Origin of the sequence: Bellilinea caldifistulae, from assembly GCF_001306055.1 — a bacterium.
Lineage (GTDB): Bacteria > Chloroflexota > Anaerolineae > Anaerolineales > Anaerolineaceae > Bellilinea > Bellilinea caldifistulae.
On record NZ_LGHJ01000024.1, the window covers coordinates 38578 to 55290 of the forward strand.

Sequence of the window (16713 nt, forward strand, 5' to 3'; positions counted from 1 at the left end):
AGAAAACCATGCAAACCCATTCCCGCTCTCCCATGACATGGATACTCATATGGCTGACGGCTGCCCTCGCTCTGTCTGCCTGTCAACCCCAGCAAAACACCACTCCAACCGCCGATGTTCAGGAAACGGCGTTGTCTATGGCAAAGACGGCCCTCAACCCGACGGCCAGCCCAACTCCGGCGGCCACTGCTACGCCCTCACCCACGGTAACCCTCACCTTGACCGCCACCCCAACGCTGCCGCCGACCGAAACGCCCACACCGGCACCCTTGTTTTCCAGTCTTCGTTTCATCGGCGTAACGGCTCGTTATGATGGCGCCAGCATCATCCTTGAAATCCCCAATTTGCAGCAGGTTTACAACCTGACCATCAACGGGGTTAATTATCTTTGTCAACTGGCGGAGAGCGCCCCCAACCGGCTGTTTTGCAACGGACTCGCCAAACCGCCGGTGGATCAACCGGTGCAGGTGATTTTGCGCGACCCCGAAACCAACCAGGCGGTATTTGAGACTGTCACTTCGATCTCGTCCATTCTGGTGGTTACTCCCATGCCTCGTGGCTATTACGACCCGAATTGCCCGCAACGCGGGCTGGACGTGAAATGTGAGATGGAATGCCGCATCCCGCCCAGCGGTGAACCGTGTGTGGTGGCAAGTTGTTACGATTCGTGCGGGCTGTATTTATCCATTCATACCTGTCCCGAAAATGTGGATGTCTATCCGGCGCTTTGCACCGACGAACAGTGGGCAGAAATGAAAGCCCGCCACAATATTCCTTGAGTGAGTGATCAGAAAATGAAATTCTACCGATTGAGTTTGTTGGTTCCGTTGATTGTGATCGTGGCAGGCTGTGCTTCACCGCTGCCCTTAACGGCCGAGCCGGCCCGCTCAACGCCGACGGAAAGTCCCACGGAGGCGGTAATGATCACCTCCACATCCCTGCCGCCGATGCCGACGGCGGTAGAACCCTCTGCAACTTTTACCGCAACGGCAACGCTTCTGCCCAGCCCGACGATTGCGCCAACCCCAACCCCGCTGGCGGATTTTTCTTCGCTGCGGGTGATTACGTTGGAAAGCAACACTTTCGGCTGGATGATACAGTTCCACCTGCCCGGAATTGGGCAGCCTCTGCTATTAAAATTGGATGGGAAAGACTACCGCTGTTCGCTAGACGAGCGTTACCCCGAGCGTTTATTTTGTCAGGGGCTGGCAAAACCGTCCGTGGATCAATCTATGTTGCTGGTGTTCGTCAATCCAGAAAATGGTGAGGAAGTGTACCGGGGCAGTTTGATCATCCCGCTGGCTTTTATGGTACCGCCAACTCCGGTGGGTTATCTGCATACGGCTTGCGATCAGCGCGGTAAGAATGTTTCCTGCGAAACAGAATGCCGGATTGATCCAAACGGCAATCCCTGTATTGTGGCAACCTGTACGGACGCCTGCGGACCTTACTTTGCCGTGCATTCCTGCCCGGATGATATGCCGCTGCCATCCCCTTCCTGCTCAGCGGAACAGTGGGCGATGATGAAAAAACGCTATCAAATTCCTTGAGAGAGGTAAAAATGAGCCACATTCTGGATAAGTTTCGAATGGACGGACAGGTTGCGGTAGTGACCGGCGGGGCAGGTTTGCTGGGACGGCAATTCTGCCGAACGCTGGCTGAAGCCGGTGCTGCCGTGGTGGTTGCGGATTTGAACCGCATGAGCGCCATCACGCTGGCGGAAAACCTGCAAAAAGACGGCTATCCGGCGCTTGGCACCGGCGTGGATGTGACCGATCCCGACTCGGTGGAAGATATGGTTGCAGCGGCGGTCAATCATTTTGGGCGGCTGGATGTGCTGGTGTGCAGTGCCGCCATGGATCCGAAATTCGATGCCGAACACGCTGATCAGCAGCAGGGTAACGCTTTTGAAACCTACCCGCTGGAAGCCTGGCGGCAGGCACTGGATGTCAACCTGACCGGCATGTTCCTCAGCGCTCAGGCAGCCGTCAAGCCGATGCTGGCGCAGAATCACGGTGTGATCATCAATATCTGCTCCACATACGGATTGGTTGGCCCGGATCAGCGGATTTATCAGCGCCCTGGACAACCGCCGCAGTACAAGCCGGTGTTTTACTCCGTCACCAAAGCCGGCGTGCTGGGGTTGACCCGCTATCTGGCGACCTATTATGCCGGGCGGAACATTCGCGTGAATGCGCTGACCCCCGGCGGGGTTTATCATCAGCATGACCCCGTGTTTGTCGAAAATTACAGTTATCGTACCGTGATGGGGCGGATGGCTGAACAGGATGAGATGAACGGCGCATTGCTCTTTCTGGCTTCAGACGCTTCCAGTTACATGACGGGCGCCAATCTGGTGGTGGACGGAGGCTGGACGGCATGGTGAACAACACCGAAGTGCTGGCGATCATCCCGGCGCGCGGCGGATCGAAGGGCATTCCGCGCAAGAATATCCGCAACTTTGCCGGTCATCCGTTGATTGCGTATAGCATTGCAGCGGCCTTGCAGTCGCGCCGGGTTACCCGGGTGATTGTTTCGACCGATGACCCCGAAATTGCCGAGGTGTCCCGCTCCTACGGAGCCGAGGTGCCCTTCCTGCGCCCGGCCGAACTGGCTCAGGACTCGACACTGGATTTGCCGGTCTTTCAACATGCTCTGGCATGGTTGACGGCCAATGAAGCCTATGCTCCAGATGTGGTGGTGCAGCTTCGCCCGACTTCTCCGATCCGCCCGGTAGGGTTGGTGGACGAGGCCGTGCGGATTCTGCTGGAACACCCCGAAGCCGACTCCGTGCGGGGTGTGGTGCCGGCCGGACAAAACCCTCACAAGATGTGGCGGATTGACCTGCAAACCGGACAGATGAAAAATTTGCTGGATGTGCCGGGGGTGCCGGAGCCGTACAATGCGCCCCGTCAGATCCTGCCGCCGGTTTACTGGCAGACCGGCCACATTGACGCCATCCGCCCGGTGACGATTCTAGAAAAAAATTCGATGAGCGGCGAGGTGATTTTACCGGTGATGATTGACCCGCGCTACACGGTGGATATTGACTCGCTCTCAGATTGGGTGCGGGCCGAGTGGCTGGTGTATCACGGCGGGCTGGAGATGGTGCATCCCGGCCGGGTGCGCCGTCCATTGCCGGATGAGGTGACTCTGGTGGTTTTCGATTTCGACGGCGTGCTGACCGATAACCGCGTGTGGGTGGATTCCGAGGGCCATGAGTTCGTTGCCGCCTATCGCTCGGACAGCCTCGGCATTCAAGCGTTGCACAAAGCCGGCATCCAGACGCTGGTGCTTTCGACCGAAAAAGATGGGGCGGTTTCGGCCCGCTGCCGAAAAATGGGTGTGCCGGTGTTGCAAGGTGTGGAGGATAAAGCCGCGCGGTTGACCGAATACCTCAAAGAGCATGAACTCGATGCTCGCTCGGTCATCTTTGTGGGGAACGATGTCAATGATTTGACCTGTTTCGATCTGGTAGGCTGTGCGGTGGCTGTTGCCGATGCCCAGCCGGAAGTGCTGCGTCAGGCAGACCTGATTTTGACCCGTCGGGGTGGATATGGTGCCGTACGCGAGCTGTGTGATCTGCTGTTGCACAGGCAGGAATAAAACTGGATTGTTCGATTGAATTCTTAAGGAGTGAACCAATGGCAAAGGCAGTCAAAATAGGGGATCGTTGGGTGGGGGATGGCCATCCCACCTATGTCGTGGCTGAAATTGGCATCAATCACAACGGCGATATTGAAATTGCCAAGCGCTTGATGGATGCCGCCAAACATGCCGGGGTGGATGCGGTCAAGTTTCAAAAACGCACCCCCGAACTGTGCACCCCGCCCGATCAGCGTAATGTGATGCGTGAGACGCCGTGGGGCTACATCACCTATCTGGAATACCGCCATAAAATCGAATTTGGTGAGGCGGAATACCGCGAAGTGGACCGTTACGCCAAAGAAATCGGGATCACCTGGTTCGTTTCGGTTTGGGATGAGCCCTCGGTGGACTTCATCGAGGCTTTTGACCCGGTGGCGTATAAAGTACCATCTGCTGCCCTGACCGATCACGGCTTGTTGCGTAAACTACGTTCGACCGGCCGACCGATCATCCTCTCGACCGGCATGTCCACCATTGACCAGATCAAGGCGGCGGTGGAACTGCTGGATATGGAAAACCTGATTATCTGTCATACCACGAGTGCTTATCCCTGCCCGCCGGAAGAACTCAATCTGCGCATGGTGCAGACCCTCAAAGAGACCTATCCCTGCCCGATTGGGTACTCCGGTCATGAAGTCGGTTTGATCCCCTCGGTGGTAGCGGTTGCGTTGGGGGCTTGTCTGGTGGAACGTCACATCACCCTCGACCGCGCCATGTGGGGATCGGATCAGGCGGCTTCGGTAGAGCCGGGCGGCTTTGAACGACTGGTCAAATACATCCGCGTCACCGAACTTTCGCTGGGTGACGGCGTGAAACGGGTGTACGACAGCGAACTGCCCTCTTTGAAAAAACTGCGCAGGGTGTTCAACTAATCCAGCATGAACTGGACGGTGGAGCGCATCCGCAAGGGCGTGCAGCGGCGCTGGCTGCAAGCGCAGAATAACCGGCGCCTGGCTGATCTGGCAGCGCAAATTGAACGAAATGCGCCGCCGGTGGTCGATTCGCGCCCGGTGGTGATGTTCAATGCGTCCAGCCGGCTGGCGTGGATGAGCCTGAATGCGGCGTTTACCCTGCTGAGCGGTTGGGGTTTGCGTCTGGCGGGGGTGCCGGTGGTGCATTTCGTCTGCCGGGCGGGGATGACGCGTTGTCAACTCGGCAGTGCGCTGACCCCGTTTGACCAACCGCCGCCGTGTGCGGCTTGCGTCCGCCAGTCGGGGCATCTTTACCGCAACGGAAAGGTGCGCTGGTTTGAGTACCAGCCGGTGGAAGAAGTCGAACGCGCCACAGCCGGTCTGCCGCTGACCGATTTGATGGGTTTTGGGTGGCAGGGTTTACCGCTGGGTGAACTGGTGCTGCCATCGCTGCGCTGGGCGCTGCGCCGCCATGATCTGGAAGATGACGAGCCGACCCGCTTTCTGCTCAGGCAGTTCCTTCTTTCGGCGGCGCGGGTGGCGGTGGAGTTTTCCCGCTTTGTTGAGGAAGTGCAGCCCCGGGCGGTGGTGGTATTCAACGGCGTTTCCTACCCGGAGGCGGTGGCAAGGCAGATTGGACAGAAGCACGGCCTGCCGGTGATTACGCACGAGGTGGGCTTACAGCCGTTCAGTGCTTTCTTCTCGCACGGGCATGCAACTGCCTACCCGATTGATGTGCCGTCCAATTTTGAACTCAACCCGGACCGGGAAGCGCGCCTGAACGCTTACCTTGAAAAACGCTTTCAGGGGCAGTTCAGCATGGCGGGCATCCGCTTTTGGCAGGACATGCGTCATCTGGATGAGGGTTTACTGCAAAAGGCAGCTGCCTTCCGTCAAATTGTGCCGGTTTTTACCAATGTGATATTTGATACCAGCCAAATCCACGCCAACATCCTCTTCCGGGATATGTTCGCCTGGCTGGATGAGGTGTTGGAGATCATCCGCGCTCACCCCGAAACCCTGTTTGTGGTGCGGGCTCATCCCGATGAAGACCGTCCCGGCAAACAAGCTCGCCAGAGTGTTACCGGCTGGGCTGCCCAAAAACGGCTGACTGATTTGCCGAACGTGGTGTTCATTCCGCCGGCGGAATATCTGAGTTCTTATGAGTTGATCCAACGCTCCAAATTTGTGATGGTTTATAATTCGACCATCGGTCTGGAAGCCTCTATCCTGGGGAGTGCGGTGTTGTGCGGCGGGCAGGCACGCTACACCCGTCTGCCAACCGTGTTTTTGCCCCAATCGGCCGAGGATTTTCGCCGGATGGCGGAAGCCTTTTTACGCGCCGAGCGAGTTAGTCCACCGCCTGAGTTTCAACGAAACGCCCGCCGATTTTTGTACTATCAACTATTTCGGGCTTCACTGCCGTTTGATGCCTTTTTGGAAGAGGACCTGACTCCCGGTTTTGTGCGCCTGAAAAAGAACCTGGGCTGGCAGGACTTTTTGCCCGAATCTTCCCCCACGCTGGCGGTGATCAACCGCGGGGTGCTTCAGGGTGAGCCGTTTTTGCTACCGGAGGAGGATTAAGCCGGCATGTCGAAACCACGCTGCTCGATTGTCATCCGCGCATATAACGAGGAAAAGCACATCGGCCGGCTGTTGAGCGGCATCCTGCAGCAGACCGTGCAGGATGTGCAGATTGTGCTGGTGGATTCGGGTTCAACCGATGCGACCGTTGCGATTGCCAGCCGCTTCCCGGTTGAGGTGGTGCATATCCGTCCGCAGGAATTCACCTTTGGGCGCTCGCTTAATATGGGGATTGCCCGGGCACGTGCTGATGTGGTGGTCATGGCCTCGGCGCATGTCTATCCGGTTTATCCGGACTGGCTGGAACGATTGCTCGAACCGTTCGAGGATGGGCAGGTGGCGGTGGCTTACGGTAAACAGCGCGGCGCAGCCACCACCCACTACTCCGAGCATCAGGTTTTTCGGCGCTGGTTCCCCGACCAATCCACCCTGCGCCAGCCGCATCCGTTTTGCAACAATGCCAACGCGGCCATCCGCCGCGCCTTGTGGGAGCAGCACGCTTATGATGAACTTCTCACCGGTTTGGAAGATCTGGCCTGGGCGCGCTGGGCGCAGAGTCAGGGCTATGGAGTTGCCTATGTGGCCGAGGCGGAGGTCATTCATGTTCATCAGGAAACCTGGCGCGGAATTTACAACCGTTACCGGCGTGAGGGGATGGCCTTCAAGCAGATTTATCCGCAGGAGCATTTTCGATTCACCGATTTTGTGCGCCTGTGGGTGAGTAATGTGTGGAGCGATTGGCGGGCGGCAGCCAGCGATGGCTTACTGGCTAAAGAATGGGCGAATATCGTCCGGTTTCGACTGATGCAGTTCTGGGGAACCTATCAGGGCTATCGCCAGTCCGGGCCGCTGACCTGGCAGCTCAAACAGACGTTCTACTACCCCAACCTGAATGAACCTCCCAACGGACAAACCGTCCGGCGGGATGTCCAGCCGATTCAATACAAAGAGGGCAATGAATGAGAGAAGGATTCTTACCAGGCGAGGTGAGTGAATGAAGACAGACCCCATGATTGTGGCACTGGTGCCCATGCGCCATCACTCGGTGCGTGTACCCGGCAAGAACTACCGTCCGCTGGCGGGAAAACCGCTCTTTCACCATATTTTGAGCGCTTTGCTGCAAACTCCGGAAATCGGCCGGGTGGTGGTGGACACCGACTCGCCGGTATTGATGGAGGGAATTTCCCGTGATTTTCCGCAGGTGACCCTGCTGGAACGCCCGGCTCACCTGACGGCGGACACGGTGCCGATGAATGAAATTTTGATGTACGATACCGAACAGGTGGCAGCCGATTTTTACCTGCAAACCCATTCCACCAATCCGCTGCTGCGCCCGCAAACCATCTCCAAAGCCATCCAGACTTTTCTCAGCCATTACCCGGCTTATGATTCACTCTTTTCGGTGACCCGTCTGCAAACCCGCTTGTGGGACGGGCTGGCTCGACCGATCAATCACAACCCGGCGATCCTGCTGCGCACCCAGGATTTACCGCCGGTTTACGAGGAAAATTCCTGCATGTATATTTTTACACGCCAAACCCTGGCACAGCGGCGTAACCGGATTGGCGAACGTCCCTATCTATTTGAAATGGATCCGCTTGAAGCCCGCGACATTGATGAAGAGTTCGATTTCCTTCTGGCGGATTTGCTGATGCGCCAGCGGCTGCAGGCCGAAAGCGGCAGGGAGGACTGATGTACACGGTATTGCTTTCTGCACCGTACATGCTGCCGGTGGTGGAGCGCTTCCGCCCCTTGTTCGATCACTACGGGTTGACGGTTATCGTTCCGCCAGTTCATGAACGGCTTTCCGAGCAGGAAATTCTGGCGTATGCCGGCCGGTTCGATGCCACGATTTGCGGCGATGACCGCTATACCGAGCGGGTGCTGCAAGCCTGCGCCCCGCGATTGAAGGTGATTTCCAAATGGGGGACGGGGATTGACTCGATTGACCGGGCTGCAGCAGCCCGGCTGGGCATTCAGGTGCGCAATACGCCGAATGCCTTTACGCTGCCGGTTTCAGACAGCGTGCTGGGCTACATTCTCGCCTTTGCCCGTCAGCTGCCGTGGATGGATCGCGCCATGAAGGATGGCCGGTGGGAAAAACTGCCAGGCCGTTCGTTGAGTGAATGTACGCTGGGAGTGGTGGGGGTCGGAAATGTCGGCAAGGCGGTGCTGCGGCGGGCGCGGGCGTTTGGGATGCGCCTGCTGGGTAACGATATTGTGCCGATTGCGCCGGATTTCGTCCTCGAAAACGGAGTGGAGATGACCGGTCTGCGTGATTTGCTGGAACGCTCCGACTTTATCAGCCTGAACTGCGATTTGAACCCGACCAGCTATCATCTGATCAACGCTGAGACGCTGGGATGGGTCAAACCCGGAGCGGTATTAATCAACACAGCGCGCGGGCCGGTGGTGGACGAGCCCGCGCTGATTGCCGCCCTTCAAGAAGGACGGTTGGCCGGCGCGGCGCTGGATGTTTTTGAGGTGGAACCGCTGCCGCTTGATTCGCCTCTGTTGAAGATGGACAATGTTCTGCTGGCAGCGCATAATTCCAATTCCAGCCCGGCAGCATGGGAGCGCGTTCACTGGAACACCATCCGCAATCTGCTGGATGGTTTGGGCCTGGATGTGAGCGGTTTGGAAGAGTGGAGAAAACGTTTGGGCAGAGATTGAGGATGAGTCCTTTAGTATGAGCCAAAAATTGGAACGAAGATTATTGATCTTGATTTTGACGGCGTATGGGGTGTATGCGGTTGTCTTTATCGCAAAGACCATCTTTTGGGTGGATGGAATCCCCTATTCAGCGCTTTTCGACGATATGATGATTTCAATGACCTATGCCCGCAATCTGGCACAGGGGTATGGACTGGTGTGGAATCCCGGCGGTGAACGGGTAGAAGGCTTCAGCAATCCGTTGTGGGTGGCGTTTATGGCGTTGTTTCATTTGCTGCCCATCCCGGAAAACTGGATCAGTCTGGCGGTGCAAATCAGCGGCGGGGTCTTTTTCCTCGCCAGTTTGCTGGTGCTGCGGCGGGTGGCTGAACAGGTTTCCGCCCGGCAGGCACGGGTTGTTTTGCTGGCGGTGCTGTTGACCGCTTTTTACTACCCACTCAGCAACTGGTCGCTGTTGGGGTTGGAGGTCAGTGTGTTGCTGCTGATGGTCAACCTCTCCATGTTTCTCGCCTTGCGCACACTGGAGAGCGGGCAATTTTCGCGCCGGCTGTACCTGCTGATGGGGCTGGCTACGCTGGTGCGGGTGGATGCAGCCGTCACTTACCTGACCGTGTGGGGATTGCTGGTGTGGTTTGACCGTGCCAACCGCCGCCGTCACTTAATTGAAGGCAGTCTCTTCTTGCTGCTATTTGTGGGTGGTCAGACGCTGGCGCGCAAACTGTACTACGGCGAATGGGTGCCGAACACCTACATTCTCAAGGTGGAAGGGCTGCCGCTTTGGGCGCGCTTGCGTCGCGGATTGCAGGTGACCTGGAACTTCGTGCGCGGCTTTTCTCCATTACTGATGATCTTTCCCTTCACGGTCTTTCTTTTCCGCCGTGACCGGAAAGTGTTGCTGGTGGCACTGGTCTTTATGGCGCAGGTAGCGTACAGCATCTACGTCGGCGGGGATGCCTGGGAGCACCGTGGCGGGGCGAACCGCTTTGTGGCGTTGGGAATGCCGGCCGTGTTTGTCCTCTTCTCGCTGGCGGCGTGGGAGTGGTATGACCGGCTTGGCGACTGGTTGCACCAACGCGGTGGGGCTTTGGCGCGCGGTCTGATCCGGCTGATGCCGGTCGGGCTGGCCGCTTTCATCCTGCTGAGCATGCTTCTTTGGAACCGAATGCCGGGGAATTATGGGATTATTACCAGCCTGAGGCGGATTGATGAAGGTGAGTTGCGTTTTTTCCTGCTGCTGGATCGCTCCATTTACGTGCCGGGTAATGAGCGATACACCCGTGATGCGATCATCATCCGCCGGCTGACTCAGCCGGATGCCAGTGTGGCGATGGTAGCTGCCGGCAATATCTGCTACTTCTCCCATCGCTACTGCATTGATTTACTGGGCAAGAGTGACCCGGTGATTGCCCGTGGTGGCATTCAGGTGCCGCCAGATGCGGACTGGCGCGAATTGCAGCCGGGGCATATCAAGTTCAACTATCAGTATTCCATTGGAACACTCAAACCCGATGTGGTGGTTGAAATCCGCCGCAGTACGGGGGATATTGCCGAAAAGTATCTGGATGATGAATACCTCATGGCAAAAGTGAACACCCATCCGATGTACTTCCGCAAAGACTCCAACAAAATAGATTGGGTACAATTAGAATATGTCCGAGAAGATTGAAAACCGAATTGTGTTGATTACCGGCGCTGCCGGTGGGATTGGAAGGGCAACGGTCAGTTTGTTCGTCGAGCGCGGCTGGCGGGTGATTGGGGTTGACCGGCAATCCTTTGGTGAGGATTTTCCGGTTGAGGGATTGTTCATCCAGGCGGATATTTCCGAACCAGCCCAGCTGGAGGGTATCTACGAAAAAACGCGCGCCTACACCGGCCAGTTGAATGCCGTCATTCACAACGCTGCCCTGCAAATTGCCAAACCGCTAATCGAAACTACCGCCGAGGAATGGGATGCGGTGATGGCATCGAACCTGCGTTCGGTGTTTCTGGGGGCAAAACTGGCCTATCCGCTGCTCAAAGCAGCCGGCGGCGGGGCAATTGTCAATGTTTCCTCGGTTCATGCGGTTGCCACTTCCGCCAACATTGCTGCATATGCAGCCAGCAAGGGCGGTCTGCTGGCCCTGACCCGTGCCATGGCGATTGAATTTGCTCCCGACAACATCCGAGTCAATGCCATTTTGCCGGGTGCGGTGGATACCCCCATGCTGCGCGCCGGTTTGAACCGCGGACATGTCGGCGGGGAAACGATTTACGACCGCCTTGAAAATCTGGCACGCAAGACGGTCAACGGACGGATCGGCAAGCCCGAAGAAATTGCCCACGCCATTTATTTCCTGGCTGATGACACCCAGTCTTCGTTTATGACCGGTCAGGCGTTGATTGTGGATGGCGGGGCGACAGCGAGGCTCAGCACCGAATGAGCGGATGGCGTGAGACGCTTAAGAAAATCTTGCCGCCGAGCGCGGTTGACCTGCTGCGTGAGGCGCGCGACGGCCTGGTGCGGCTGGGCGACTTGCCGGATGCTTACGGCCATCCTTGGCGGCGAGACACGATTCGCCGGCTGCCGGCCCTGAGGAACAGTCAGCGCGGCAAACGCTGTTTCATCCTTGGTAACGGCCCGAGTCTGGCCAGAACCGATCTGACCCGCCTGCGGGATGAATACACCATCGGCCTCAACCGCATTTATCTGGCTTTTCCGCAGATGGGCTTTGAGACCAGTTACTACCTCTCGATCAACGATCTGGTCATCGAGCAATGCGCCGAGGAGATCAAAACGCTCAAAATGCCGCGCTTCGTTTCGTGGCGGGCGCACCGCTGGCTGCAACCGGACGATAATCTTTACTTTCTCTACACCACCTACACCGGACCAAGGTTCGCCCGTGATCTGACCGGCCGGGTCTGGGAAGGGGCAACCGTGACCTACGTCGCTTTGCAGGTGGCGTTTTACCTCGGCTTTGAGACGGTGATTTTGATTGGGGTGGATCACAACTTCACCACCCAGGGCAAACCCAACACGACCGTGGTTTCGCAGGGAGATGACCCCAATCACTTTCACCCCGGCTACTTTGGTAAGGGATTCCGCTGGCAGCTGCCGGATCTGGAAACATCCGAACGGGCTTATCGCATGGCGCGTGCCGCTTACGAAGCCGAGGGCCGACGTGTGCTGGATGCAACCATCGGCGGAAAATTAACCGTTTTTCCCAAAGTGGATTACGACTCGCTATTCTGATGAGCGCACCGCTGGTTTCGATTATTACCCCATCCTTCAATCAGGCGGCTTTTCTGGAACAGACGATCCGTTCGGTGCTGGAACAAACCTACCCGCAGATCGAGTACATGGTGGTGGATGGCGGTTCGACGGATGGCAGCCGTGAAATCATCGAAAAGTACGCCGACCGGCTGGCGTGGTGGGTTTCGGAGAAGGACGCCGGGCAGGCAGATGGAATCAACAAGGGCCTGCGCCGCGCCCAAGGGGAGATTGTGGCGTGGCTCAATTCGGATGATTATTACCTGCCGGCTGCGGTGGGGCAGGCGGTGGAGGTGTTTCGTCATCACCCGCAGGCCGGGCTGGTGTTCAGTGATGTTGAGTCGGTAGATGGGGAGGGTAACCGGTTCAACATCATGCGCTTTGGTGAGTGGGGGTTGACCGATTTAATGGCGTTTCGGATCATCAGCCAACCGGGCGTGTTCATGCGCCGCAGTGTGCTGGAACAAGCCGGTTACCTCGATCCGAATTACCACTACTTGCTCGATCATCACCTCTGGTTGCGGATGGCGGTCATCGCTCCGCTGCATTATGCCCGGGGGGCGCGTTGGGCGGCAGCGCGCTTTCACCCGGCCGCCAAAAATGTGGCCCAGGCGGCTGGTTTTGGCAACGAAGCCTTACGGCTGGCGGCGTGGATGGAGAGCGATCCGCGCTTCAAGGAGCATCTGCCGTCCGTCCAAAGGCGCATGTGGGCCGGCGCCTACCGCTTAGACGCCTTCTACCGGTTGGATGCCGGCGACCGGCGCGCTGCACTGGCGGCATACGCTCAAGCCTTTCGCTATCATCCACCCACGGTACTGCGCGATTGGCGCAGGCTGCTGTATGCCCTGCTCAGCCCGTTGGGGCTGGAAGGCCTGCGGCAGGCTTACCTGCGGCGTCGCAGCCGGCGTTTTCAGCAGCGGGGGCATTGAACCATGGACGAAAATGGATTACCCCACACCGCCGGCAGACCAGGCCTGTTTGTTCAGCCGCGCTGGCTGAGCGGTGTGCTGCTGGTGTTGCTGCTGGTGGGCGGGGCGGCTTTTCGCCTGTATGACCTGACCGACCCGCCGCTGGATTTTCACCCCACCCGGCAGGTGCGTTCTTTGATCATTGCGCGCGGTATGTACTTGCAACAATTGCCCGATGTGCCGGAACAACAGCGCGAGTATGCTGTACGTCAATGGCGGGCGCAGGATGTGATCGAACCGCCGATCATGGAGTCGCTGGTTGCCTTTACCTACCGCTTATCCGGCGCTGAAATCGTCTGGGCGGGAAGGGCTTTTTCAATCTTCTTCTGGATGCTGGGCGGGCTGGGTTTGTGGCTGCTTGGTCGCCGTTTGATCCATGTGGATGTCGGTCTGTTGGCTCTGATGCTGTATTTGGGCTGGCCGTACGCCATTCTGGCTTCGCGTTCCTTTCAGCCAGACCCGTTGATGACCGCCGCCATTATCTGGGCTTTGTGGGGTGCCGCTGAGTGGCAAACTAGACCCGCCTGGGGCAGGGCAGTTCTGGCGGGTTTACTGGCCGGTCTCGCCCTGTTGATCAAGTGGACGGCCGTCTTTTTTATCGCCGGCGGCTGGCTGGGGCTACTGCTGGCCGATGGCGGGTTGCGCCGCTTGTGGCGGGATCGTCAGTTGTGGGTCATCGGCGGGCTGGCGGTTTTGCCGGGGCTGATATACGCGCTCTATTCAGCGATGGTGTTGAACAGCCTGCAAGGGCAGTTGAGCCTGCGTTTTTTTCCGCAAATGTGGCTGGATGCGGCTTTTTACCTGCGCTGGTGGACACGCTTAAACGCCGTGTTGAACCTGCCGTGGCTGGTGTTAATGATTGCTGGAATTTTCTCGCTGTCAGCCGGGCGTGCCCGCTCGCTGTTACTCGGCTGGGCGGTCGGTTATGGGGTCTATGCGTTCATTTTTTCGTACTACGTCAGCACACACGACTATTATCACCTGCCGCTTATCCCGCTGGCGGCGCTGGGTGCAGGCAGCGCACTGGCCGGGCTGTTGTCCATTTTGCAGGTTCACGCCGGCTGGCGGCGAGGCATGGCGGTGCTTGGGCTTGCTTTCATTTTTCTGGCCGAGGGCTGGTCGGCACGCACCCTGCTCAAACGGCAGGACTTTCGTCCGGTTGTGGAGCAGATTCAATCCATTGCGGCGCACTTTTCGCCGGAGGACAGTCTGGTCAGTCTTGCGCCCGATTACAGTTTACCGCTGGTCTATTGGGGTTGGCTGAACACGACTCACTGGTTTGGGGTGGGTGATTTTGCCCTGCGAGAGGCAGCCGGGCAAAAGATGGATTTTGAAGAGTATTTTCAAAATCAGACCCGTGGGCGGGATTACTTTCTGGTGACCGATTTTGAGGAACTGGCGCGCCAGCCGCAGCTGGAAATGGAATTGAAAAATCACTATCCGCTGGTGCTGGAAGGGCCGGATTTTCGGGTGTATGATTTACGGCAGCGGAAAGAATCGCCATGAAATCGGTCTTCGAGCGGGTGGTTTTGATTGTAGTTTGCCTGGTGCTGCTTTGCGGTCTGGGAGCGACGGCATACGCCGGCACTTTCAGCCGTTACTGGGCGGATGACTACTGTTACGCGGCGGTGGTACAGCGGGATGGTCTGATCCGCGGCACGCTGTACTGGTATCAGAACGGCGGTAACCGCTTTGCGGCCTTCCTTGCCGTTGGGCTGATTGAGCGGCTAGGTCAGGCGTCGGTTGTGTTTTTACCGTCGGGGCTGCTGATCGCCTGGGCAGCGGCGGCCAGCTTTGCCTTGAACGCACTGGTGAAACTGGCGGGCTGGAAGGTACACCGTCTGTGGCTGGCAACTGCCTCGCTGGGCTGGGTATTTTTCCTGACCTATACTTCGCCTGACCGTTTGCAAACCCTCTACTGGCGCATGGGACTGCTGCACTACTCCCTGCCGCTGGTGCTGATCCTGATTCAGGCTGGGGTGGTGCTTGGCGGTCTGACTACCGGCAAGCCCGCCCGGCTGGTGTGGATCAGCGCTGCCAACGGCCTTTTGGCTCTGTTTTGCGCCGGCCTTTCGGAAACGGCGGCAGCGCTGCAAACGACCCTGTATTTGCTTTTGGCAGCCGGGCTGGTGATATGGGGCGGCGGCGGAAAGCGCAACGGGCTGGTGTTGTTGAGTGGCGGGCTGATGGCTTCGCTGCTTGCCCTGTTGATCATGGCGCTTTCTCCGGCCAACGAGTGGCGGCAGGCCTTATTACCCCCTCCGCCTTCGGCTGGCGCGTGGGGCGGTGCGCTCCTGCGTTACACCATTGATTTTGTGCGGGATACTTTACGTACTCTACCGCTGCCGTTGGGGATGTGGCTGGCGTTTTGTGGCGTGCTGGGTTATCTCCTGAATGGAAATAAGCCGAGAAATTCAGGGCTGGCGGGATGGGCGCTGCTGGCTGCCGGGATCATTGGCACGGCGGCGGCGATGGCGCCGAGTGTTTATGCCGGGCTGCAATACCCCGCTGGCCGGGCGTTGATGACCGCCCGTTTCCCGCTGATGAGCGGGTTGGGTCTGGCGGCCGCCGCGTGGGGCAACTGGCTGAAAGGCCGCTTGCCCTCTGCTTCCCACCAGTGGGTGAGCGCCGCCGGGCTGGTTGGGCTGCTGCTGGTTGGGGCTTATGTGCTGCGGGCCACCCAGCTGCCGCTCAAAGAGGCACAGATGCTGGCGGTCAAAGCCGCCCGCTGGGATGCACGTCAGGCTGAGATTTTATCTCAGCGCGCCGCGGGTTTACAGACCATTCGCGTTCGCGAGGTGGATGTCGTCAGCACGCTGGAAGACCTGACTCCCCAGCCTGAGCATTGGGTCAACGGCTGTGCCGCGGATTACTATCAGGTCGAGCAAATTATTGCAGAGCGATAGAGAGGCAAGATGTTAGTTTCGATTGTTACTCCCTCTTACAATCAGGCGCGTTATCTGGAAGAAACCATCCGCTCGGTACTTGAGCAGGATTACCCCCACATTGAGTACATGGTGGTGGACGGCGGCTCGACGGATGGCAGCCGTGAGATCATCGAAAAGTACGCCGACCGGCTGGCGTGGTGGGTTTCGGAGAAAGATCGCGGCCAGACGGAGGCGATCAACAAGGGTTTTGCGCGGGCGCGTGGGGAAGTGCTGGCATGGCTCAATTCGGATGATACTTACCAGCCCGGCGCGGTCCGCGAGGCGGTTGAATTTTTGCAGCAAAACCCGCAGGTAGGATTGGTGTATGGGGACGCTAATTACATTGACGAGTATGGGCGCGTGATCGGCCGTTTTCCGGCGGCGCAGACCGATTACCGCCGTCTGCGGCAGGGCTATGTTCACATCCCCCAGCAAGCAGCTTTCTTTCGGGCGGACTTGTGGCGCAAGGTGGGTCCGCTGGATGAGCGTTTTTACTTTGCAATGGATTATGATTTATGGGTACGGTTGGCGCGCGAAGCGCCGATTGTCTATCATCCGCGCCTGTGGGCGAATTTTCGCCTGCATTCGGATGCCAAAACCATCGCTGCCGATGACCGCTGCTGGCCGGAGATGTTGCGGGTGCATTATCGCGATGGGGGTTCGCCATTTTCGATGATTGTGCTTAAGTACTGGATTAGAAAACTGGCTGCACCTTATATCAACTGGCGAAGACGGCGCATGTTCCGGCTATAATG

16 protein-coding genes are annotated in these 16713 nt (G+C 58.0%); all 16 read left to right on the top strand.

Annotated features, from left to right (window positions below; genetic code table 11):
- The first annotated feature begins 8 nt into the window (after window positions 1-8).
- From AC812_RS15960 to AC812_RS16035, 16 genes are read left to right on the top strand one after another with little or no spacing between them, the layout of a single operon-like run.
- A complete protein-coding gene (locus tag AC812_RS15960) occupies window positions 9-779 on the top strand; it encodes a hypothetical protein (RefSeq protein WP_061913448.1) in 771 nt (256 codons plus the stop codon).
- Between the two features lie 15 nt (window positions 780-794).
- Complete coding sequence (locus AC812_RS15965) at window positions 795-1550, top strand: hypothetical protein (RefSeq protein ID WP_062158973.1); 756 nt, start codon at window positions 795-797, stop codon at window positions 1548-1550.
- Window positions 1551-1561: 11 nt separating this feature from the next.
- Complete coding sequence (locus AC812_RS15970; RefSeq protein WP_061913452.1) at window positions 1562-2386, top strand: SDR family oxidoreductase; 825 nt, start codon at window positions 1562-1564, stop codon at window positions 2384-2386.
- Window positions 2380-3606, top strand: a complete 1227-nt coding sequence (locus AC812_RS17900; protein ID WP_169787329.1) for an acylneuraminate cytidylyltransferase — start codon at window positions 2380-2382, stop codon at window positions 3604-3606. The genes AC812_RS15970 and AC812_RS17900 overlap by 7 nt, the downstream gene beginning before the upstream one ends.
- 38 nt (window positions 3607-3644) lie before the next feature.
- Window positions 3645-4520, top strand: a complete 876-nt coding sequence (locus AC812_RS15980) for an N-acetylneuraminate synthase family protein (protein ID WP_061913454.1) — start codon at window positions 3645-3647, stop codon at window positions 4518-4520.
- A 6-nt stretch (window positions 4521-4526) separates the two neighbouring features.
- Entirely contained in the window at window positions 4527-6143 is a 1617-nt protein-coding gene (locus AC812_RS15985; protein WP_061913456.1) for a capsular polysaccharide export protein, LipB/KpsS family, read from the top strand.
- Between the two features lie 6 nt (window positions 6144-6149).
- Window positions 6150-7106: a glycosyltransferase family 2 protein gene (locus tag AC812_RS15990; RefSeq protein ID WP_061913457.1), complete on the top strand. Its 957-nt coding sequence runs from the start codon at window positions 6150-6152 to the stop codon at window positions 7104-7106.
- 31 nt (window positions 7107-7137) lie between these two features.
- Window positions 7138-7836, top strand: coding sequence for an acylneuraminate cytidylyltransferase family protein (locus AC812_RS15995; RefSeq protein ID WP_061913459.1), 699 nt, complete (start codon window positions 7138-7140; stop codon window positions 7834-7836).
- Window positions 7836-8816: a phosphoglycerate dehydrogenase gene (locus tag AC812_RS16000; RefSeq protein WP_061913461.1), complete on the top strand. Its 981-nt coding sequence runs from the start codon at window positions 7836-7838 to the stop codon at window positions 8814-8816. Before AC812_RS15995 ends, AC812_RS16000 begins: the two co-directional genes overlap by 1 nt.
- A gap of 16 nt (window positions 8817-8832) precedes the next feature.
- On the top strand, window positions 8833-10482 hold the full coding sequence (locus AC812_RS16005) for a hypothetical protein (RefSeq protein WP_061913463.1): 1650 nt from the start codon (window positions 8833-8835) through the stop codon (window positions 10480-10482).
- A complete protein-coding gene (locus tag AC812_RS16010; RefSeq protein WP_061913465.1) occupies window positions 10466-11236 on the top strand; it encodes an SDR family NAD(P)-dependent oxidoreductase in 771 nt (256 codons plus the stop codon). The genes AC812_RS16005 and AC812_RS16010 overlap by 17 nt, the downstream gene beginning before the upstream one ends.
- Window positions 11233-12045 carry a 6-hydroxymethylpterin diphosphokinase MptE-like protein gene (locus tag AC812_RS16015; RefSeq protein ID WP_082148913.1) on the top strand — a complete coding sequence of 271 codons (813 nt, stop codon included), beginning with the start codon at window positions 11233-11235 and terminating at the stop codon, window positions 12043-12045. The genes AC812_RS16010 and AC812_RS16015 overlap by 4 nt, the downstream gene beginning before the upstream one ends.
- Complete coding sequence (locus AC812_RS16020; RefSeq protein ID WP_061913467.1) at window positions 12045-12992, top strand: glycosyltransferase family 2 protein; 948 nt, start codon at window positions 12045-12047, stop codon at window positions 12990-12992. The genes AC812_RS16015 and AC812_RS16020 overlap by 1 nt, the downstream gene beginning before the upstream one ends.
- Before the next feature lie 3 nt (window positions 12993-12995).
- Window positions 12996-14537, top strand: coding sequence for an ArnT family glycosyltransferase (locus AC812_RS16025; RefSeq protein WP_061913469.1), 1542 nt, complete (start codon window positions 12996-12998; stop codon window positions 14535-14537).
- Window positions 14534-15937 carry a DUF6056 family protein gene (locus AC812_RS16030; RefSeq protein WP_061913471.1) on the top strand — a complete coding sequence of 468 codons (1404 nt, stop codon included), beginning with the start codon at window positions 14534-14536 and terminating at the stop codon, window positions 15935-15937. The genes AC812_RS16025 and AC812_RS16030 overlap by 4 nt, the downstream gene beginning before the upstream one ends.
- A 9-nt stretch (window positions 15938-15946) precedes the next feature.
- Entirely contained in the window at window positions 15947-16711 is a 765-nt protein-coding gene (locus AC812_RS16035) for a glycosyltransferase family 2 protein (RefSeq protein WP_061913473.1), read from the top strand.
- Window positions 16712-16713: the final 2 nt, after the last annotated feature.